The sequence below is a fragment of the Corynebacterium sp. HMSC073H12 genome, from assembly GCF_001837775.1.
GTDB classification, from domain to species: Bacteria; Actinomycetota; Actinomycetes; order Mycobacteriales; family Mycobacteriaceae; genus Corynebacterium; species Corynebacterium amycolatum.
Window position 1 is genome coordinate 282,520 of the sequence record NZ_KV834035.1, and the last position, 20,232, is coordinate 302,751.

A 20,232-nucleotide genomic window follows, 5' to 3' on the forward strand; every position below is an offset into this window, starting at 1 on the left:
GGTGACATAGGTGTCGTGAAGTCGCGGGGAGAGGCAGACAGGCGAGCGGGAAGGCGGGAAGGTGCGGGCCAGGCGGGCAAGCAAGGGCGGGCAAGCAAGGGCGGGCAAGCAGCCGGCTGCTACTCCTCGTCCAGCACCATGCGATAACCGACCCCCACCTCAGTGCGCAAGTACTTATTGTGAGCTTGCTGGGGCTCAATCTTGTGGCGCAGCTGGGAGATGTAAACGCGCAGGTAATTGGTCTCTTTCTCATACTGGTCACCCCAGACGGCTTTGAGCAGCTCCGTCTTGGTGACCAGTTCACCGCGGTGCTGTACCAGGTAGACCAGCATGTCCCACTCGCGTGGAGTGACGTGTATTAGTTCGTCGGCAACAAACACCTGCCGTTTGGCCAGGTCAACCACTAGATGACCATCTGCGGAGGCCACCTTCGGCACCTCTTCGACCACTACTTTGCTGGCACGCCGCATGGTTGAACGCAGCCGAGCCAACAACTCCCCCATCGAGAAAGGCTTGGTGACGTAGTCATCGGCTCCTTCATTCAGGGCGTTAATCTTCCCCGCTTCGTCGTGACGCGCGGAGACAATCAGCACTGGAATATCGCTCCACCTGCGCAAAGAACGCAGAACTTCCAGGCCACTGACATCGGGCAAGCCCAGATCCAGGAGGACGGCGTCGGGCTTCCACTCGCTGACCGCGGCAAGCGCACGCGTGGCGGTCTGCGCGACGCGGGGGTTGTAGCCCCGGGCTTTGAGGCTGACCAGAACGGTGCGGGCCATGGCGACATCATCCTCGACGATGAGTATCTTTCGCCCGGGTTTGTTGCCAGCCTGACCTGCAGGTTGTCCTGAATTGCGGTTCATGAATTCCTACTTTCTCTTGCCCATCGCGCGTGGCAGCGTCAACACGAAAGTGGCACCGCCACCCGGTGTCTGTTCGGCGCGGATGGCGCCTCCCATGGCGTCGGCAAAACGCGAGGCGGCGGCAAGTCCCAGACCAAGGCCCTGAGATTGTGCCGAGTAGTCGCCAAGGCGTTGGAACGGTTGAAAAATCTCCTCCAACTTATCCTCCGGGATGCCCTTACCGTGGTCAATGATCAAAATGTCTATGCATGCGCTCGCAGCGATAGCACCCAGCGAGCCCATAACCGGCATGTCGGCGGGACCGCGCACACCGCGCTCGCTGGGCCGCGTACGAATGGTCAGGCTCGACTCCGGTGCGTACTGACGACCGTTGATGACGATGTTGGAAACAATGCGCTGGATAAGCCCCGGATCGCCTTCCACCATGCAGGCGTCATGGTCAATATCGCGGTCGATGTGACCTGCGGCTTCCGGCAGCTCCGCACATACCGCGTCCGCAACATCGGAGACGCTAACCGGCACACTATCCACACGCTTGCTGTTGGAATCAATGCGGCTGGCATCGAGTAGGTTGCCAATGACCACCTCTAGGCGGTCAGCGGAACTCTCGATTGTCTCCATGAGAATTTCCCGCGATTCGTCGTCAAGCTCGACGTCTTCCATATTCATGCTGGACACGGCCGCTTTAATGCTGGCCAGCGGAGTGCGCAGGTCGTGTGATACGGCTGTCAGCACGGCACTGCCGACGCGGTTACCGGCCTCGAGGGCGGCGGTGGCGCGGCGCATGGCGGCAATTTCCTCCATGTCCATCAGCGCACGGATGCGCGAGCCGTGTGCGGCAATCATGGCGGTCTCAGCTGCGGTGAGCTCACGGCCGCTGAGCACAAAGCGCAGGTCATCGCCGGAGGTCACCTTGGTCATCGGTAGCTCGGAGGGCCAGGGCTCGGATAGACCGTGCTCGGCGGTGGTGACAATCGGAAGCCACTTCTTGCGCTCTGAGGAGTAGCGCTCAACATCCACGCGCTCCATGGAGAACGTATCCGCCAGGCTGTGGACCAGGTTCGACATATTGTCACCGTCATGGACCACGCCGTGCGCCAGCTCCGACATGACCACTGCCTGGTGCAGGCTGCGGTCGGCCATCTCGCGGCGGCGCTCGGAACGCTCCACCACCGTTGCCACGGCAGCGGCAATCACGCCGAAGAGCACAATCTGAATCAGGCTGGCTGGTTCAGTGATTGTCAACGTGTACGTCGGGTCGGTGAAATACCAGTTCGCAAGCAGCGAGCCCACTACGACGGCGGCCAGCGCCGGGATTAGACCTGCGGCCATGGCCGCGAAGACTACCGGCATCAGGTAGGTCAACAGCAGCACGCCCAGAAACTCCGGACCGGTGTCCAACTGATGCAGCAGCAGAGTCAGCAGCACCGGCCCGACCAGCGCTAACACCCAACCGGTCACGCGACGCGGCCGGGAAAAACGGGACTGAAACTCGCTGCGGCGCTTAGCCTTTTTCTCCGATGAGCTGGAGATAATGTGCACGTCAATCGGCCCGGACTGGTCAATAATCCTCTGCGAAGTACTCAACCCCACATAGCGCCGCAGTCCTCGCTCCGAGCCGATGACCAGCTGCGATGCATTGACAGTGCGGGAGAATTCCAGCAGAATTCCCGGCACGTCATCACCGACGATGGTGCGCCACTGCCCACCGAGCGATTCGGTGAGATCCTGCAGCTTGCGCAGCCGACGCAAATATCCGCGGTCAAGGCCGTCGTCCTCGCCGGTAATGTGCACGACAATCATCTCGCGGCCGGCCACGCGCCCGGTCATGCGGGCACCGCGGCGAATCATGGACTCCGCGTTCTCATCATCGCGCACGGCCACCACGACGCGCTCACGCGTGGTCCAGTGGTCGTCGATCTCCTCGTCTTCGCGGTAAGCGTCCAGGACCTCCTCGACCTTGTCAGCCAGCCACAAAAGAGCCAGCTCACGCAGGGCGCTGAGGTTGCCCGGGCGGAAGTACTTGCGCAGCGCCAGCTCCGCCTGCTCCTTTTGGTAGATTTCGCCGCGAGACAGGCGGATGCGCAGGGCGTCCGGGCTCAAGTCGATGAGCTCAATCTCGTCCGCATCGCGCAGGACACGGTCGGGCACGGTCTCCATCTGGCGCACGCCGGTGACGGCCGCAACGACGTCGTTAAGCGATTCCAAATGCTGGATGTTCATCGTCGAGATGACATCGATGCCTTCGTCGAGAAGCTGGTAAACGTCGTGCCAGCGCTTGCGTTGCTGAACGAACTCGTTGCCCGGTTCCTCGGTGACGACGGTGTGCGCGAGCTCATCGACAAGAGCGACCTCAGGGCGCGCCGCGATAATCGCGTCCACGTCGAGCTCACGGTAGGTATTGCCGTGGTAGCTCACCTCACGACAATCCAGCACCGGCAGGCCCTCAATGAGCTTCTTCGTGCGCTCACGCCCATGGTGTTCCACCAGGCCAACGACCACCTCGTGCCCACGGGAATACAGATCGTGGCCTTCATTGAGCATGGCGCACGTCTTCCCCACACCCGGGGCAAACCCCAGGTAGACCTTCAGTTTTCCTCGCTGGGTCATCTCTTAGGACCTCACTACCGTACGTTGTCGACGCGTCAAATTACGCTCACTGTCCGTTTGCCAGCGCGGCGTTGAGCTTTACGACGTTGACCAGTTGCCCACCTTCCTGCGAGCCCTGTTCCGTGATTGCTTTCTCACTATTTTCCGAGATCAAACGCTCAACCTCTGCCTGTGGCAGGTTGCGTTCCTTAGCCACGCGCGGTGCTTGCAGCTGTGCGTATTCCTCGGAGATATGCGGATCCAGACCGGAACCGGAGGCGGTGACTGCCTCCACCGGTACCTGGGCCGGGTCGATGCCCTCGCGGGCAGCGACATCGGTGCGGCGCTGTTCGATTTCAGCCTGGAACTCCTTGCTATACGGCGACACGTTCGATGCCGAAGACGACATCGCGTCGTAGCCATTATCCCCCGCAGCAGACGGGCGCGGGTAGAAAAATCCCGGCTTTGTCACTTCTTGGGCAATGAGCTCCGAGCCCTGGGCCTTGCCTGCGGAGTCATACATCATCGAGCCATCAGCGTTATCGGACCAGATTCGCCCCACTACCCAGATTGCGGCTGGGTACAGCAGACCGATAACCACGGTGAGCAGCAAGTATGCCTTGATTGTGGTGGATACCAACCGAAAGTTCTTGTTCATGTCCTTCTCGATTCTTTTCACATGTTGCGAGATGCCAAGTGCTGTGTGCCGGCTGCGTCTTTCGGCGCGAGGCCAAGGCACTTACATCCCGAACACTCCGGAGAGCAGGAGGTCAATAATTTTGATGCCGATAAACGGTGCGATGATGCCACCGACACCGAAGATGAGCAGATTGCGGCTCAGCAGTGAGGCAGCCGACCCGGCGCGGTACTTCACGCCCTTGAGAGCCAGTGGAATCAAGGCGACAATCACGAGCGCGTTGAAGATCACCGCAGACAGGATGGCACTTTCCGGCGAGTGCAGGTTCATGATGTTGAGCTTGTCCAGGCCAGGCAGCGCCGTGACGAACATGGCTGGAATGATGGCGAAGTACTTCGCCACGTCATTGGCAATGGAGAAGGTGGTCAGCGCACCGCGGGTAATCAACAACTGCTTGCCAATTCCCACCACGTCAATGAGCTTGGTCGGGTCCGAATCCAGGTCCACCATGTTGGCCGCTTCCTTCGCGGCGGTCGTACCGGTGTTCATTGCCACACCCACATCAGCCTGTGCCAATGCCGGTGCATCGTTGGTGCCGTCACCAGTCATAGCGACCAGACGCCCCTTCGACTGCTCCTTGCGGATCAGCTCCAGCTTCTGCTCCGGGGTCGCCTCGGCTAGAACATCGTCGACACCGGCCTCCTTCGCAATCGCATGCGCCGTCACCGCATTGTCGCCCGTAATCATGACGGTACGAATGCCCATTTCACGAAGCTGATCAAAACGCTCACGCATGCCAGGCTTAACGACGTCCTTGAGATAAATAACACCCAGCACTCGTCCGGACTCACCGCTGGTTACTTCGTCACCGCCAAATACCTCGGCGACCACCAGCGCGGTACCGCCCGCTTCCGAAATGCGCTGGACAATGCCATCGACCTCGGGCGACACGGTGGCACCGATGCGCTTCATCAGCTTCACAATCTCCGTTGCGGCACCCTTGACTACCTTGCGGTTCTTCTCGCCGCCGGTAGCGGGGAACTCGATACCACTCATACGAGTCTGAGCGGTAAAGGGAATGAAGGTCGCATTGGCATAGACGGATTCGTCGATGCGTTCATTCGATTCGGTTTCCGCGAGCTCGACAATGGAGCGGCCCTCGGGGGTTTCGTCGGCAAGCGAAGAAAGTTGGCAGGCGTGTACCAATTCAGCGTGCGTGGTGTCGCCGACCTCGGAAAACTCCGCGGCCTGGCGGTTACCGAAGGTGATGGTGCCGGTCTTGTCTAGCAGCAGCGTGGCGACGTCACCGGCGGCCTCAACCGCACGGCCCGACATGGCCAACACGTTGTGCTGAACCAGTCGGTCCATACCGGCGATACCAATAGCGGACAGCAGCGCGCCGATAGTGGTCGGGATCAGGCAGATCAGCAGTGCAACCAGTACCAATGGGTCCTGCTCAGCGCCGTTGAAGACAGCCATTGGTGCCAAGGCGATGACGACCATGAGGAAGATCAGGGTCAACACGTGCAGCAGGGAACCAAGTGCCAGCTCGTTCGGGGTCTTTTTGCGCTGTGCGCCTTCGACCAGACCAATCATGCGATCCATGAAGCTCTCACCGGGCATGGTGGTGACCTCGATGGCGATGGCGTCGGAAAGCACGCGCGTACCACCGGTGACCGCGCAGCGATCACCGCCGGCCTCGCGGATGACCGGCGCGGACTCACCGGTAATGGCGGACTCATCGACACTGGCAGCGCCGACGATCACGTCACCATCGGCGGGAATCGGCTCGCCGGCGGAGACGATGACGATGTCACCCGGAACCAGGTCCGTGGCCGCGACCTTGGTGGTCTGCGCGGCTGGGTTCTCCAGTGCTGCAGCGGCGTTGGCACCGTTGTTGAGCTTGAAGGCATCAGAGGTGGTGCGCGAAGCGCGCAGCGATTCTGCCTGCGCCTTGCCGCGGCCCTCAGCGACGGCTTCCGCCAGCGTTGCAAAAAGCACCGTCAACCACAGCCACACAGTGATGGAAATACTGAACAGCGACGGGTGCGCAACAGCCAGGATCAGCGTAAATGCGGCACCGACTTCGACCAGGAACATCACCGGAGTGGCGATGAGCTGGCGCGGGTTCATCTTGCTCAGCGCCAGCGGCAGAGCCGCTTTCAGTGCGCTGGGAGAAAATGCGGAAGATGCGTTGGAATTCTTGCTCATGACAGGGCCTCCGTCAGCGGGCCAAGGACGAGGGTTGGTAGGAAGGTCAGGGCGCTGACGATGATTGCGATGGCAACGGTCAGGCCGACAAACTGCGGTCGGTGAGTTGGCAGGGTGCCAGCGGTCTCGGCGGCTGGTCGCTGCTTGGCAAAGTCACCAGCCAGACCCAACACCATGACAATTGGAAGGAAGCGACCAAACAGCATGGCGAAACCGAGGCTCATGTTGAACCACGGGGTATCGGCACCGAAGCCCGCGAATGCCGAACCATTGTTGTTGGACGCACTGGTGAAGGCATAAATCAGGTCGGAGAAACCGTGCGGTCCATCAGCGGACACGGAGTCCAGCGTCGACGGCAGCATGGTGGAGATACCGACACCTGCCAGCACCAGCACTGGCATGACCAGGATGTAGAGGCAGACCTTGGTGATTTCCGAAACACCAATGCGCTTGCCCAGGTATTCCGGCGTACGGCCGACCATCAGACCGGCGATGAACACGGTCAGGATGGCGATGATGAGCATGCCGTAGAGACCGGAGCCCACACCGCCAGGGCTAATCTCACCCAGCAGCATGTTCAGCATGAGCATGCCGCCTGCCAGTGGTGAGTAGCTGGAGTGGAAGCTGTCCACCGCGCCTGTCGACGTCATGGTGGTGGTCACCGCAAAGAAGGAACTCGGCAGCACACCGAAGCGCAACTCCTTGCCCTCCATGCCGCCACCTTGGAAGGTCTGCAGCGCAGTCTCGCTGGACATAACGACAGCCAGAGAGATGGAGTAGAGCACCGCCATGGTGGACAGAATGGCCCAGCCCTGGCGCTTGTCGCCGATGATGACACCGAATGCCCTGGTCAACGAGACCGGAATCAACAGGATAAGGAAGATTTCCAGCATGTTGGTCCACGCATTCGGATTTTCAAATGGATGCGCGGAGTTGGCGTTGAAGTAACCGCCACCGTTGGTACCCAGCTCCTTGATGACCTCCTGCGATGCCACGGCACCGCCCGGGATAGTCTGGCTGCCGCCGGTGACAGTCTGAATAGTCTGTGGGGCCGAGAAATTCTGGATGGCACCCTGCGAAATCAGCAGAATTGCACCAATAGCGGCGATGGGCAGCAGCACTCGCAGGACGGTACGAGTCAGATCTACCCAGAAGTTGCCGATGTTGCCGTCACCGTGACGGTTGGCCAGGCCTCGAACCAGCGCCACCGCCACTGCAATACCGACTGCGGCGGAGACGAAGTTCTGAACTGCCAGGCCAGCCATCTGAGTCAGCACCGTCATGGCTTCTTCACCGGAGTAGGACTGCCAGTTGGTGTTGGTGGTAAACGACACCGCGGTGTTCCACGCCTGGTCCGGAGAGACTGGGCCCTTGCCGTGGTTGAGCGGTAGCCACTGCTGCACTCGCTGCAGCAGGTAGACGAAGATGACGCTGACAGCGGAGAAGCTCAACACACTGGCGGTGTACTTTGTCCAGTGCTGGTTGGCCTCTGGGCGCACACCGATGGCGCGGTAGAAACCGCGCTCAACACCCAAGTGCTTATCAGTGGTGAATACCCGCCCCATGTAATTGCCGAGCGGGATGTAAAGGATGGCCAGTGCGGCCATCACGATGATTACCGGGACAAATCCCATAATGACGTTGCTCACGAGAATCGCTCCGGATCAATCAGGGCGACCAGGACATAGCCCAATGCCGCCAAACCTAAAATGGCGCCGACGATCAATTCCCACGTCATAGTTTCTTCACCGCCTTTGCGCAGCCCTGCAGTAGCAGGAAGGCCGCGACGGTGAGTAGCAGAAGCAAAATGTCTACGAACATGACAGTTATAAAACACTCATACCTACCGCGGCGGGCACCTATTAACGCTTTTTTAACACCCGGCTGAACTGGGGTTATGCGCTTTGAGGTGCGCGAATGCACTTCTGATTAAGAAAGTGCCAATGCAGGTACGCGGCGAATTAATACCAGCTGCAGTGACCGAGTGGGCTGAGCATGCGCACTGGTGTTGCCGACTTATCGATGGTTTTCCGTGACCTGTCGATGACTTCCCTTGTCTTATCGATGGTTTTCCGCCACTTATGCGCACGCTGTGGGGTCTACCTGGGCACTTGTCGATGCGTTATTCACTGATGGCCACGCTATAGCGCATCGACAGGTGAATAGCTCATCGACAAGTGGCCGACCGCCCTTGCCGGCCCCGGCCCCTGCCCTCGCCGGCCCCGGCCCCGTCCCCGCTGTCTCCGCCCCTCACAGCCGAATCACGCGCTACCCGAAGGCTTTTGGACACGAGCATAGGCGCGAAGCATTAAAAAAACCGGGCACCACGCTTCCTGCGTGATACCCGGTTTTAATGGATTGAGTTAGGCCGAAGCAACCGGCCCGAAGCAACCGGCCCGAAGCAACCGGACTAGAAGTAGCTGACTAAGCCTGACTAGTTAGTCCTCCGGTGCGAGCTCGCTCTCCGTGACCCACTTGTGGTTCTTCATGGTCATGCCATCTTCGTCGATATCAACCATGTAGACCGGCTCCTGGGTGGAGTAATCAACAGTGCCCTTGGCACCCTTCATGCCCGCCATGTGCTCGGCGTTGATGGTGATCTCGGAGCCGTCGGCAAGCGGAGCCTCGCCTGGGTTCTCCAGCTCCTCGTGGACAACCCAACGATGATCCTTCACCGGCTCGCTGCCATCGGTCGGAGTGTAGGACACGGAGTATGTGGTGGTGTTGAAAACGCCGACAACCTTGCCTTCTGCACCCTTCATGCCCGGCATGTGATCAGCCAGAACCTTCACTTCACTGCCGACCGGGAACTTCGCGTTGTCAGCCGGAGCCATTCCCTCAGGAGCCGGGCCGCCATCGGCCGGGTGATTATGGCCTGCCATTGCATCGTCATCATGATTGCCGTGCTCACCGTGGTCATCGGCATCGTCCATGTCATCCATGGCGTCCGTGTCCTCAGAGCTGGTTGCCGTTGCCGACGAGCTGGTCTCGCTAACAGTGCTGCTTGCTTCGGTATTAGTCGAATCATCGGAGGAGCAACCGGCCAGCGCAAGCACGCTAGCGGCACCTGCGGCTACAAGCGCATTAAGTGGTCGAATGTTCTTTGCCATGGTCAAGCTCCTTTGTTGTTGATGTCAATCAATCTATGCCCTCACCCTACCGACGCTCCTCTAACGCCACCAGGACTTATCGCCCGCGGCGAACGGAAATCGTCCAACCAGCCTCGCCGGTCTGCTCGAAGTTGGTGACCTCGTGGCCATCCTTGGCAGCCCAGCGCGGAATCGCATCCGTGGCCTGGGTGCAGTCGAATGGAATCACCAGCTCCTCGCCGACCTCAATCTTGTTGATTGCATCCTTGGCCTCGATCAGCGGGAATGGGCACACCGCGCCGACGGTGTCGAGCTCGTATCGCCCATCGCCCAATGGCTTGAGCTTGCCGTCTTCCTGCTTGACGACGCTCCGGTCGAGCAACGCCACCGGCGCGACAGCAAAGGCACCCGCCAGCGGGGAGGCCTCGGTGCCAGCGGCACCGGCACCGGCACTGTCGCTACCCGGCAGGGACACAGGCGAAGTAGCAGCCGACGCGACCGGAGCCGCTGCCGATACCGCCGTGTCGTTGGTGGTGGAGGGGGTGCTCGGGACGTCGTTAAGCGAAGGTGCGGACGGCTTCAGCCAAAGCTTGGCGGCGATAGCGACACCTGCGGCGATGGACGCCAGTGCAAGCCAACCCTGGTAGCTGAACAGCGAGGTCTGGACCATGCCGTTACCGACGGTGCAGCCACCGGCCCACGCAGCGCCGACGCCCATGAAGATGCCGCCGACGACCGAGCGAGCGCCCTGGGTGGCGTCCGGGACGCGGAGGCGGAATTCACCGGAGGCCTTGGCCGCGATGAAGGAGCCGACGAGGATGCCGAGGACGAGGAGGACGCCCCAGTCGAAACGCTCGGTGTCACCAGTGACAACGTAGTTGGCAAGGTTGGAGGACGGAGTGGTAATGCCGAGGCCGTCGTTACGGCCGGTGGCGGCGGACAGCGGCCATGCGATAACGCCAAGTACACCGACGATGGCGGCGGTGGCGTACACGTGCCAGGGTTTCTCAGCCAGGATGTGGGCGAGACCGGACTTACGCGGTGCCAGAGTTACCGGGCGCGGGCCGGAGAATTCTTCGCGCAGGTAGCGGACGGCGAGGTAAGCCGTCAGTGCGCTCAGCGCGATGACCAGTGGCCAGATGCTAATGCCGAGTGAAGCGTGAATGCTGGTCAGGCCGACGGTGCGGTCCTTCAGGGAATCCTGCAGGCCGCCCAGGAAGCCAGTCTTCATCGCCGCGGCGGATAGGGCGTAAAAGACCAATGCGATCCAAGAGCCGATCAGACCCTCACCGGAGCGGTACCAGGTACCCGAGGCGCAGCCACCGGCCAGGACGATACCCAGCCCGAAAATAACGCCACCAATAATGACAGCCACCGGTGCCAATTCCTTGTACTCGGGAGTAATCACGCCGGCGCTGGTCAGAGCGGCCAGGCCGATAGCGTGGACGGAAATAACAATCAGCAAGGCGACGAAGCCGCGCCAGCTGCGCTGAGTGAAGATATCGCGCAAAAAGCCGGTGACGCAGAAGCGCCCTCGCTGCATAACAAAGCCGAGCACGGTGCCCAGCACTAGTCCTGAGATGAGCATGAGAGTGTTTCTCCTAAATTTATGAGCCAGTCCGCCATCAAAGCCGTAATGAACAGACCTGTCTATTCGTGGTTTAGAAACTACTTCAATCACTAAAGAAAGTCCAACTTAACGGCGTTTTCGCAGAGCAGAGCACTTATCAATAGACAGACCGAACCGTATAGTTGCTGGTGATAAACGCAAGTTGTGGCAAGCTAAAACACTATGAGCGCACAGAATTCAGCCCTCGCTGGTCACCAGCGGCTCCTTGCGATGCGCTCGATACTCGACCTGCCTTTTGCCCATGCTTTCGCCCTTGATCCTCAGGCGGTCATCGATATTTCCGGCGTGGCCCGCCTAAGCGAGCTCAACGCCAAAAATGCCGTAATAATCGACAGCTTGCGTTCACTCGCACATACCAACACGCAGGACTTTTATGCCATCGACGATGCGGCGGAAGCCCTGGGCACTGCATTGCGAATGGCGATTTCCTCCCGGCAGCTACTCTGGTTCAGCTCGCTGCCCCACAGTGATGTGGACAAGGTACAAAACATCCTCGGCGGCGACATCGTTCATGTGATGGGCCCGGAACTGGCCGTCGATAAGCTCGATGGCAGCACCCTCGAGCTTCCCATTGCGCTGAAGCAGCGCGGAGAACCACTGGTGCCTATCGCTATCTCGCCAAGCGAGCTGGTGCAGGCCTGGGCACACGGCACTCTCGAGCAGCAAAAACTGCTGGCATACCTGCTGGAGGGGACAAATACGCTGGTCATGCAGCAAGAGAATCTGCATGCCCTGCGCAAAGTCGGGACCAAACTCATAGAGCGCAACCCCGTGTGGCGCCTGCTCTATAACCCGAAAGTGCTCGCCTACCTGGTGGTGATGGTTTACTCTTCGCTCCGCGCGCTACCCGTGGTTTTTGTCCCCGGATTCCACGGCAATGTCTGGGTGCTGTGGGGCATCGACATCATTACCGCTATCCCCTACACCTGGGGAATTGTCGAGATGATCACCGGCCGCTCGTTCGGCCGAAGAATGCTGGGGCTCCTGATCACCCTAGTGACTTTCGTCTCGCCCTACGTCTACTTCTGGGCCAACGGGCGCGATTATCCGGTGTGGGTCACCATCTTTGTCATCGCGTTAATTGTCGCAGCCTGCGCCGTCGAATACGTCCGCTGGCTGCGCGACCGCGCCATCTCCGCAATCCTGCGCCAACCACCCACCATCTGCCGCTAGCGACCGCTGAGCGAGCGCCGCACACCCCCGACAATCAGCCAGGCACCGGCGGCGACATTGACAGCCACAAGCTCGTGGATAGACGTCTTGCTTAACGACGCTGCCATCGTCTCACTTGCGATGAGCATGCCGGTCGAGAGAATCCAGATGAACGTTGCGGCAATGTTGGCAATCCGGCCGCGTTCCACGCGGAATGGATGCGTGTAGTGCAGCGGCACCAACGTCATTGCGCTGAAGATGAAAATGGCAGCGATGCACACCGCCATGGGCGCGTTCCATACCCACAGCAAGACCGCCACGATGTTCCACGCGGCAGGGAAACCAACGAAGTAGTAGTCGCCGGACTTGGCGGCTTCGTTGGCATAGCAGAACATCGACGACACCAGGACCAGAATCATCAGGGCGATCGCCAACGGACGTGGCCCCAGCGGCAGATACATGACCATAAAAGCGGCGGGTATGGCTGTCCAGGTGAGATAGTCGACGATATTGTCCACCACTGCGCCGTTAAACCACGGGACGACTTCCTTGATGCGATGTTTACGCGCCATATTGCCGTCGACACCATCGACGACAAGGGCAATGCCCAACCAGAGCCACATCCAGTGCGGGCGCCCCTCCAGCAGTGCGACCACAGCCAGCGTCGCCCACACCAAACCTGTCAGTGTGAAGGCATGCACCGCCCAAGCGATGACATGCTGACGCCGGGTGAAGCGGGTGAAGGTCGCGGCAGTGCTGGCAGTAGTGGTCCTGGCAGTAGTGGTGCTGGCAGTATCTAGCTCACTGGCGGCACTGGAACTGGCATTGTCGGAGCGGATAGTAGCGTTCACGGCAGATGTCCTTTAGAGAACAAAATGCGCACAACTGCAAACCTTTATCGCAGTTGTGCGCAGAGTCGATTTTTTCAATCGGTGAGTATAACGGCCGATGGACCGTTTTCCCGTATTTTTACTCGGACTTGTGCCGAGTTATTTAACGACGATCCTCGAACCAACCGGTAACAGCCGGTGCCGTGTTCTCGTAGACCAGCTTGGCTTCGGTGTACTCCTCCAGGCCGGTCGGGCCCAGCTCGCGGCCAATACCGGACTGACCAAAGCCACCCCACTCGGCCTGTGGCAGGTAGGGGCCAAAGTCGTTAATCCAGACGGTGCCGTGACGCAGACCTCGAGACACACGCTCAGACACCTCACGGTTGGATGTCCACACCGCACCGGCCAGGCCGTATTCGGTGTCGTTACCAATCTCGATGGCCTCGTCAACCGTGGTGAAGGTCTCCACCGTCACCACCGGGCCAAAGGCTTCGTCGTGAACGCAGTCCATTTCGCGGTTGACCTGGTCAATCACGGTTGGGAGGTAGAAGTAGCCGTCGGCAAGCGAGGCGGAACCGTCAGCGGTGGCGCCGGTGGCAATCTCGCCGCCCACGCGCACGCGAGCGCCCTGCTCACGAGCCCGATCGACGTATGCCGCGACCTTATCCAGGTGCTGCTTGGAAATCAGCGCACCGGTCTCGGCCTTCTCGTCGAGAGGACCTCCGAGCTGGATGTGCCCGGCGCGCTCAACCAGATCGTCGACGAACTTCTCGGCGATGGAGTCCTCCACCACCAGACGAGCACCCGCCGAGCAGACCTGACCGGAGTGCAGGAACGCAGCATTGAGGGCATTGTCCAAAGCGGCTTCGTAGTCAGCGTCGGCGAAGATGATGTTCGGGTTCTTGCCGCCGAGCTCAAGCGCAACCTTCTTCACGGACTTGGCTGCTTCACCAGCAATAATCTTGCCAGTGACAAGACCGCCAGTGAAGGAGACCATGTCCACCTTCGGATGCGAGGACAACGGTGCGCCCGCTTCGGCGCCAGCGCCGGTAATGAGGTTGGCAACGCCTGCCGGAACGCCCAGGTCATCGATAACGTGCATGAGCAGGATAGCCGTGTGCGGAGTCAGCTCCGCTGGCTTCAGCACAAAGGTATTGCCCGTGGCCAGGCACGGCGCGACCTTCCATGCAGTCTGCAGCAGTGGGTAGTTCCACGGCGTAATCAGACCACAGACACCGACGGGTTCACGCACAATGCGCGCGACGACGGACGGGTCATCCGCGTCCACGAGACGACCGGCATCATTGCCTGCAAGCTTCCCGAAGTACTCAAAGCAGGCGATGATGTCATCCATATCGGCCGCTGACTCAGGCAGGCGCTTGCCGGTGTCCATTGCCTCTGCCCAGGCAAATTCATCCTTGCGCTGCCTGATGGCAGCACCGATGTCGAGTACCAACTTGCTGCGCTCAGCTGTGCTCCAGGATGCCCAGGAACCTTCCCCGGTACGTCGGAAAGCAGCATCGGCGGCGGCGATGGCGCGCTCGGTGTCGGTTGCGCCTGCTTCTGCGACCTCGGCGATGAAAGAGCCGTCAGCCGGGCACTCGATGGTGCGAGTGTTACCAGCGGCTGCAGCGGACCAGGTGCCGTTGATAAACAGCGTGGCCGCGTTTTCGTGCGATTTGGCGGTCTCGGGTGCGAGGGCCTTATCGGTAGTAGAAGGCTTAAAGGTCATTTAGGAATCCTCCTTGGCGTAGTCATCAGACCATTCGCGGACGGGGTCGGCATTGTCGGACAGATCTGAGGTGCCCGGGAGATCAGACTGCATGTGCAGGAACTCCAGGTGCCGTTCGTAGAGGTCGAGGACGTCGGAAATCAGCTGCTCTTGGGTGTAGCCATAAATGTCGTAGCCGAGCGAGCCGGTAAGCGTGAAGACCTCGAGACGGTAGTAGTAAATATCGGCATCACTGTCCAGGTGTACCAGGCCGGCAAAGGACGGCGTCAAGTGTTCAACCGGATAGACCTGGTAGCGGAAGCTCATCTCCTCGCCGAAGCCGACCTGCAGGTCAATCTGGTCGATGCCGACTTCTTCAACTGGTTCTCGGTGCAGCGCCACCTCACCGCCACGTTCCTTGATGGCTCCCGCGACCTGCTCGAGCGCGGGCTGCACCACTCGGTCGAGATAGCGCGTGACCGGCTTCTTGCCCGGGAAGGACATGGAGCGGGCAAGGCGCTTCTGCCAATCCCCCTGCTGGCCGTCCACAGCGCGGCCCGACATCGCCCCGTGGAGGGCTCGACGTGTCGAATCCTGTTGCAACAGCTCCAGTCGCAGCGACTTGAACAGGCCATACATCACCAGATAGATGACAAAGGCAAACGGCAGACCCATCACAATTGTTGCCGACTGCAGTGTCGGAATACCGCCGACATAGAGCATCGAGATGGTCAGCACACCGACCACGACAGCCCAGAAAATCCGGGTCCACTTCTTGCCGTCCTGCTGTGTGTCAGTGATCTTCGACGTGAAGTTACTCATCACCAGTGCCGCCGAGTCCGCCGAGGTGATGTAGAGCAACAGGCCAATCAGAGATGCGACTGCAGCCACCATCATCGGCGCCGGGTACTGCTCCAGCAGCAGGTAGAAGGCACGCTCCGGGTAATCCAATGCCGTCTGGCCAAACTCCGAATCGCCATTGATAACCAGGTCCAGCGCCGAGTTACCGAACACCGACACCCACATCAGGACGAAGAGGAATGGAATGGTCAGCGTGCCGACGACAAACTGGCGCAGGCTACGGCCACGGGAAATACGGGCCAGGAACAAACCGACGAATGGAGCCCAGGCCACCCACCAAGCCCAGAAGAACAGAGTCCAGGCGTTCAGCCATTCCTGTGCGCCCGAGAAGGCGTAGGTATCCATAGTCATGGACGGGAACTTGGAGACGTACTCGCCGACGTTCATCACCAGGGCGTCAAACAGGAACGCCGTGCGACCAGTGACCAGGATGTAGAGCATCAGGCAAATGGCCAGGCCAACGTTGAGTTCCGAGAGACGACGAATTCCCTTGTCAACGCCCGAGACGGCAGATGCGATGGCCACTGATACAGCCACCACGATTAGCGCAATCTGCCAGGACGTACTCTCCTCCACCCCGAACAGCACGCGCAGGCCGTAATTCAGCTGGACGACGCCGATACCCAGCGAAGTTGCGACACCGAAAACGGTACCGAGCATCGCTGCGATTTCGACCGCTTCACCAGCGGGGCCGTGGATGCGCTTGCCAATGATTGGGTAGAGCGCCGAGCGAATGGTCAGTGGCATGTTCAAGCGGTAAGCGAAGTAGCCGAATGCCATGCCCATCAGCGCGTAGAGCGCCCAACCGGTCACGCCGTAGTGGAAGAGCGTAAAGACGACTGCCTGACGCGCGGCTTCGATGGTCTCCGCATCTCCGGTCGGCGGGCCATAGTACTGTGCCACCGGCTCTGCTACCGAGAAGAAGAGCAAGTCAATGCCGATACCTGCGGCAAAGAGCATAGAGGCCCAAGAAAACAGGCCGAACTGAGGTTTGGCGTGATCGGGGCCGAGCTTAATCTGCCCCGTTCGCGAGATGGCGATGTAGAGCATGAAGAGCACTGCCACCGTCGCGGTCACGATATAGAACCAACCGAAGTTCTTCGATACCCAGGCGACAATGCCAGCTAGGGTGTCCGCTGCATTGTCCGGGGCAAAAATAGCCCACAAGGCAATGGCGAGAATACCAACGCCTGAAATAATAAATACAGGCCAGTTGACCTCAGGCTCAGAGGTCGCACTCGCTTGCGCTTGTTGTGGAGGGACCGACTGCGATCGCTGCATTTCTTGCGACGATCCAGATTTTTCCTCCGTTACCTTCTCAGTTGGCGGAGTATCAGACATAGGAAAATCCTTCAGATTCGGGAACTAATCCAGCATACCTAGTTTGAATAATCCCTCAAGTCTTAGAATCGATTCAGAAGAATTCCTTAACCCCAATATCAACACCATTACCTGCATCTTTACCTAGTTTTCACGGCGTTGAAAATCATTCCAACTGGAATTGAATGTCAATTGTATGCCATTCTATATCTGTGAAGGGGATTTGAGATACGCCTCCGGCCACTTATTTCAATATCGATATATAGGGCACGCCTTTAAATATCACTTGAGGCTTATCGCAGTCCTTGAAAACCATTCCGATACACATCGGTACACAACCTACGGAGGTACACCAGAACATGGGAGCTTTCCCGGCTGTCTTCAACTTCGGTAAAAAGAATGGCAACACCACAGTCGAACACCGCGACGTCGTCATCGTTGGCGCGGGCTCTGCCGGCTCTGTGCTGGCTAACCGGCTGTCCGCAGACCACACTCAGCAGGTGCTCGTACTCGAAGCCGGCCGCATGGACTCCCTCTGGGATCTCTACATTCACATGCCTTCGGCGTTCTCCTTCCCAATCGGCAACAAGTACTACGACTGGAAGTACGAATCCGAGCCGGAACCGGAGATGAACGGTCGTCGCATCTACCACGCCCGCGGCAAGGTCGTCGGCGGTTCCTCCTCCATCAACGGCCAGATCTACCAGCGCGGCAACCCGATGGACTACGACAAGTGGGGCGACACCAAGGGGCTGGAAAACTGGGGTTGGAACCATGTCCTGCCGTACTTCAAGCGCATGGAAAATGCGCTGGGCTCCGACAAGGACGACCCGCGCCGTGGCCACGACGGCCCGCTGCGCATGAAGCGCGGACCGGCCGATTCTCCGCTGTTCAAGGCTTTCTTCAAGTCCGTACAGCAGGCCGGCTACAACTACACCCCGGACGTCAATGGCTACCGCCAGGAGGGCTTCGGCCCCTTCGACGCGAACATCGACAAGGGCCGTCGTCTCTCCGCAGCTCGCGCATACCTGCACCCAGCCCTGCAGCGCCCGAATCTGGAGCTCCGCACCCGCGCGGAAGCCACCCGCATCCTCTTCGAGGGCACCAAGGCCGTCGGCGTGGAGTACACCTGGAAGGGTCACACGCGCCAGGTGCGAGCAGACAAGGTTATCCTCTGCGGTGGCGCTTTCAACTCTCCCCAGCTGCTCGAGGTCTCCGGCATTGGCGATGAGAAAATCTTGAATGCCGCCGGAGTGAACGTCGTCAAGCACCTGCCTGGCGTCGGCGAGAACCTGCAGGACCACCTGGAGGTCTACATTCAGTACAACGCCACCCAGCCGGTGTCTTCACAGCCGTACCTGGAGAAGTGGCGTTGGCCGTTCATTGGCCTGTGGTGGATGCTCACCCACAAGGGCCCGGTGGCGACGTCGCACTTCGAGGGCGGCGGTTTCGCCCGCTCTAACGACAACGAGCCCTACCCGAACCTGATGTTCCACTTCCTGCCGCTGGCCATGCGTTACGACGGCACGAAGATCGATAGCCCGCACGGTTTCCAGTTCCACGTTGGTCCGATGTACTCGGACGCCCGTGGCCATGTTCACATCACCTCCTCGGACATCAAGGTCAAGCCGTCGATTCTGTTCAACTACCTGTCCACTGATCAGGACCGTCGTGAATGGGTCGAGGCTGTCAAGGTCTCCCGTAAGCTGCTGGACACTCCAGCAATGAAGGAGTACACCGACGGCGAGATTTCCCCGGGTGCAGATGTACAGACCGACGAGGAAATCCTCGAGTGGGTCCGCAGGGATGCCGAGACCGCGCTGCACCCATCCTGCACCTGCAAGATGGGTCCGGCCTCCGACGAGATGGCTGTGGTCGATCCGGAAACCATGCAGGTCCACGGCACCGAGGGCCTCTACGTGGTTGACGCTTCGGTCATGCCGGGCATCACCAACGGCAATATCTACGCACCGACCATGATGATTGCCGAAAAGGCCGCTGACCTCATCGCCGGCAAAGCCCCGCTGGCACCGCAGGACATTCCGTTCTACCGCGCCGGCCAGGGCATGCCGCTAGATCCGCCGGAGAACAATAAGTAGTTCTTGAGGCGGTAGCGGGTAGCGCGGCACCTATTGCGCAACGCCGTTCGTCGGCACCGGCCGGGTTCTCCCACACGGGGGAATCCGGCCTTAGTGTTACTCTCGCCCTATGAGCAGCACAACCTCGCAATCACCCGAAACCCTACAACGCTCATCAATCATCTTGGCACCGATGGCTGGAGGGCCATCCACGCCAGAACTCGTCGCAGCAGTTTCTAATGCTGGCGGGGTTGGTACCCTTGCCGCTGGATATCTCACTGTCGAAAAGCTCACCGAACAGGCACGGCAGACGTGCGCACTGCTTGACGACGGCAAAGGTTTCGGCATCAACCTCTTCTGCCCCAACACGGCTGACGCCGGTGGCGGAACCTCCGAGGAGGAGCTTGCGCAGTGGACCACGTTTCGCGGCCGCTTAGCGCCGGCAGCAGACCACTTCGACATCGACTTGCCCGATGCTCCGACCTGGTCAGATGACTACTTCTCGGCGAAAGTCGAGGCAATTCTCGCTGATGATTTTCTGCCCAACCCCGATGCGCTGGAGTTCGTCTCCTTCACCTTTGGCTATCCAGATAAAGAGGTTATTGCTCGGGTAAAGGAATCTGGCCGCAAAGTGATTTTGAATGCGACCTCAATTGAAGGCGTGCGGGCGGCGGCTGCAGCTGGCGCTGATCGCATTGTTCTGCAGGGATTAGCTGCGGGTGGGCACCGCGCATTCGTGAAGGGCAAGGATTCGTCCGATAGCATCGGGGCCTCTGTAGAAGAGCTCGCCCAAGCAGTCACCGAAGCATGTGCAGTTACCGATGTTCCCATCATCGCCGCTGGTGGGGTGGGTAACCGAGAGGACGTCGTCAAGCTTGTGGGAGCTGGCGCGACGGCTGTGCAAGTTGGCACGCGGTTCCTCACCACCGCGGAGGCGGGTACGAAGGAGACCCACCGACGGGCATTGCGTGAGCTCACGGAGCGTGACACCGTTTTGACTCACGCCTTTTCCGGTAAGCCCGCGCGTGCAATTGAGAACACGTTTACCTGGGAGCTTTCTGCGGTCGCTCCGGAGCTTTACCCACAACTGCACTACTTGACCACGCCGATTCGCGGCGCAGCGAATAAGACCGGCGATCCTGAATACCTCAACTTATGGGCGGGTATTGCTTTTTCTCAGTGCGAGGATCAATATGCGGGCGATGTCGTTGCGGAGCTTTCCGGCTCAGCCGAGTAATACGAAGCCACCGAAGCTACAAAC

The 20,232-nt window shown here is 59.8% G+C and carries 14 protein-coding genes; 3 read left to right on the plus strand and 11 right to left on the minus strand.

The annotated features are described in order from the left end of the window. Positions 1–119: 119 nt before the first annotated feature. The 8 genes from HMPREF2708_RS06305 to HMPREF2708_RS06340 form a co-directional block, all read right to left on the minus strand. Positions 120–863: a response regulator transcription factor gene (locus HMPREF2708_RS06305; RefSeq protein ID WP_070833526.1), complete on the minus strand. Its 744-nt coding sequence runs from the start codon at positions 861–863 to the stop codon at positions 120–122. A 6-nt stretch (positions 864–869) separates the two neighbouring features. Continuing rightward, positions 870–3,473 carry a sensor histidine kinase gene (locus HMPREF2708_RS06310; protein WP_070833527.1) on the minus strand — a complete coding sequence of 868 codons (2,604 nt, stop codon included), beginning with the start codon at positions 3,471–3,473 and terminating at the stop codon, positions 870–872. A gap of 46 nt (positions 3,474–3,519) precedes the next feature. Beyond that, the gene (gene kdpC, locus HMPREF2708_RS06315; RefSeq protein WP_070833528.1) at positions 3,520–4,110 is read right to left on the minus strand and encodes a K(+)-transporting ATPase subunit C; all 591 of its coding nucleotides are present in this window, start codon (positions 4,108–4,110) and stop codon (positions 3,520–3,522) included. An 81-nt stretch (positions 4,111–4,191) separates the two neighbouring features. After that, positions 4,192–6,300, minus strand: a complete 2,109-nt coding sequence (kdpB, locus tag HMPREF2708_RS06320; RefSeq protein WP_070833529.1) for a potassium-transporting ATPase subunit KdpB — start codon at positions 6,298–6,300, stop codon at positions 4,192–4,194. After that, positions 6,297–7,949 (minus strand): potassium-transporting ATPase subunit KdpA, encoded by a 1,653-nt coding sequence (gene kdpA, locus HMPREF2708_RS06325; RefSeq protein ID WP_070833530.1) that lies wholly within the window; start codon positions 7,947–7,949, stop codon positions 6,297–6,299. Before kdpA ends, kdpB begins: the two co-directional genes overlap by 4 nt. Continuing rightward, positions 7,946–8,038, minus strand: a complete 93-nt coding sequence (locus HMPREF2708_RS06330; RefSeq protein WP_016421618.1) for a potassium-transporting ATPase subunit F — start codon at positions 8,036–8,038, stop codon at positions 7,946–7,948. Before HMPREF2708_RS06330 ends, kdpA begins: the two co-directional genes overlap by 4 nt. Positions 8,039–8,738: 700 nt before the next feature. Continuing rightward, positions 8,739–9,410 (minus strand): YdhK family protein, encoded by a 672-nt coding sequence (locus HMPREF2708_RS06335; RefSeq protein WP_083321886.1) that lies wholly within the window; start codon positions 9,408–9,410, stop codon positions 8,739–8,741. A 76-nt stretch (positions 9,411–9,486) separates the two neighbouring features. Further along, positions 9,487–10,977 (minus strand): YeeE/YedE thiosulfate transporter family protein, encoded by a 1,491-nt coding sequence (locus HMPREF2708_RS06340; RefSeq protein ID WP_070833531.1) that lies wholly within the window; start codon positions 10,975–10,977, stop codon positions 9,487–9,489. Between the two features lie 204 nt (positions 10,978–11,181). Between HMPREF2708_RS06340 and HMPREF2708_RS06345 the strand changes: the two genes are divergently transcribed. Next, the gene (locus tag HMPREF2708_RS06345) at positions 11,182–12,192 is read left to right on the plus strand and encodes a hypothetical protein (protein ID WP_070833532.1); all 1,011 of its coding nucleotides are present in this window, start codon (positions 11,182–11,184) and stop codon (positions 12,190–12,192) included. Here HMPREF2708_RS06345 and HMPREF2708_RS06350 read toward each other — a convergent pair. The 3 genes from HMPREF2708_RS06350 to betT all read right to left on the minus strand — a co-directional run bounded on the left by HMPREF2708_RS06350 (position 12,189) and on the right by betT (position 16,914). Further along, positions 12,189–13,022 (minus strand): CDP-alcohol phosphatidyltransferase family protein, encoded by an 834-nt coding sequence (locus tag HMPREF2708_RS06350; RefSeq protein ID WP_083321887.1) that lies wholly within the window; start codon positions 13,020–13,022, stop codon positions 12,189–12,191. The two genes, HMPREF2708_RS06345 and HMPREF2708_RS06350, sit on opposite strands and share 4 nt — an antisense overlap. Positions 13,023–13,164: 142 nt before the next feature. Continuing rightward, positions 13,165–14,733 carry an aldehyde dehydrogenase family protein gene (locus tag HMPREF2708_RS06355; protein WP_070833533.1) on the minus strand — a complete coding sequence of 523 codons (1,569 nt, stop codon included), beginning with the start codon at positions 14,731–14,733 and terminating at the stop codon, positions 13,165–13,167. Continuing rightward, positions 14,734–16,914 carry a choline BCCT transporter BetT gene (betT, locus tag HMPREF2708_RS06360; protein WP_005510448.1) on the minus strand — a complete coding sequence of 727 codons (2,181 nt, stop codon included), beginning with the start codon at positions 16,912–16,914 and terminating at the stop codon, positions 14,734–14,736. Between the two features lie 338 nt (positions 16,915–17,252). Between betT and betA the strand changes: the two genes are divergently transcribed. Both betA and HMPREF2708_RS06370 read left to right on the plus strand, forming a co-directional pair. Next, complete coding sequence (gene betA, locus HMPREF2708_RS06365; protein WP_070833534.1) at positions 17,253–18,992, plus strand: choline dehydrogenase; 1,740 nt, start codon at positions 17,253–17,255, stop codon at positions 18,990–18,992. Positions 18,993–19,101: 109 nt separating this feature from the next. Continuing rightward, on the plus strand, positions 19,102–20,208 hold the full coding sequence (locus tag HMPREF2708_RS06370) for an NAD(P)H-dependent flavin oxidoreductase (protein ID WP_070833535.1): 1,107 nt from the start codon (positions 19,102–19,104) through the stop codon (positions 20,206–20,208). Positions 20,209–20,232 lie beyond the last annotated feature (24 nt).

Bases quoted from the DNA above. Each gene is read 5' to 3' on its own strand.
- HMPREF2708_RS06305 (WP_070833526.1), bottom strand. From the start codon at position 863: ATGAACCGCAATTCAGGACAACCTGCAGGTCAGGCTGGCAACAAACCC.
- HMPREF2708_RS06310 (WP_070833527.1), bottom strand. From the start codon at position 3,473: ATGACCCAGCGAGGAAAACTGAAGGTCTACCTGGGGTTTGCCCCGGGT.
- kdpC (WP_070833528.1), bottom strand. From the start codon at position 4,110: ATGAACAAGAACTTTCGGTTGGTATCCACCACAATCAAGGCATACTTG.
- kdpB (WP_070833529.1), bottom strand. From the start codon at position 6,300: ATGAGCAAGAATTCCAACGCATCTTCCGCATTTTCTCCCAGCGCACTG.
- HMPREF2708_RS06330 (WP_016421618.1), bottom strand. From the start codon at position 8,038: ATGACGTGGGAATTGATCGTCGGCGCCATTTTAGGTTTGGCGGCATTG.
- HMPREF2708_RS06335 (WP_083321886.1), bottom strand. From the start codon at position 9,410: ATGGCAAAGAACATTCGACCACTTAATGCGCTTGTAGCCGCAGGTGCC.
- HMPREF2708_RS06340 (WP_070833531.1), bottom strand. From the start codon at position 10,977: ATGCTCATCTCAGGACTAGTGCTGGGCACCGTGCTCGGCTTTGTTATG.
- HMPREF2708_RS06345 (WP_070833532.1), top strand. From the start codon at position 11,182: ATGAGCGCACAGAATTCAGCCCTCGCTGGTCACCAGCGGCTCCTTGCG.
- HMPREF2708_RS06355 (WP_070833533.1), bottom strand. From the start codon at position 14,733: ATGACCTTTAAGCCTTCTACTACCGATAAGGCCCTCGCACCCGAGACC.
- betT (WP_005510448.1), bottom strand. From the start codon at position 16,914: ATGTCTGATACTCCGCCAACTGAGAAGGTAACGGAGGAAAAATCTGGA.
- betA (WP_070833534.1), top strand. From the start codon at position 17,253: ATGGGAGCTTTCCCGGCTGTCTTCAACTTCGGTAAAAAGAATGGCAAC.
- HMPREF2708_RS06370 (WP_070833535.1), top strand. From the start codon at position 19,102: ATGAGCAGCACAACCTCGCAATCACCCGAAACCCTACAACGCTCATCA.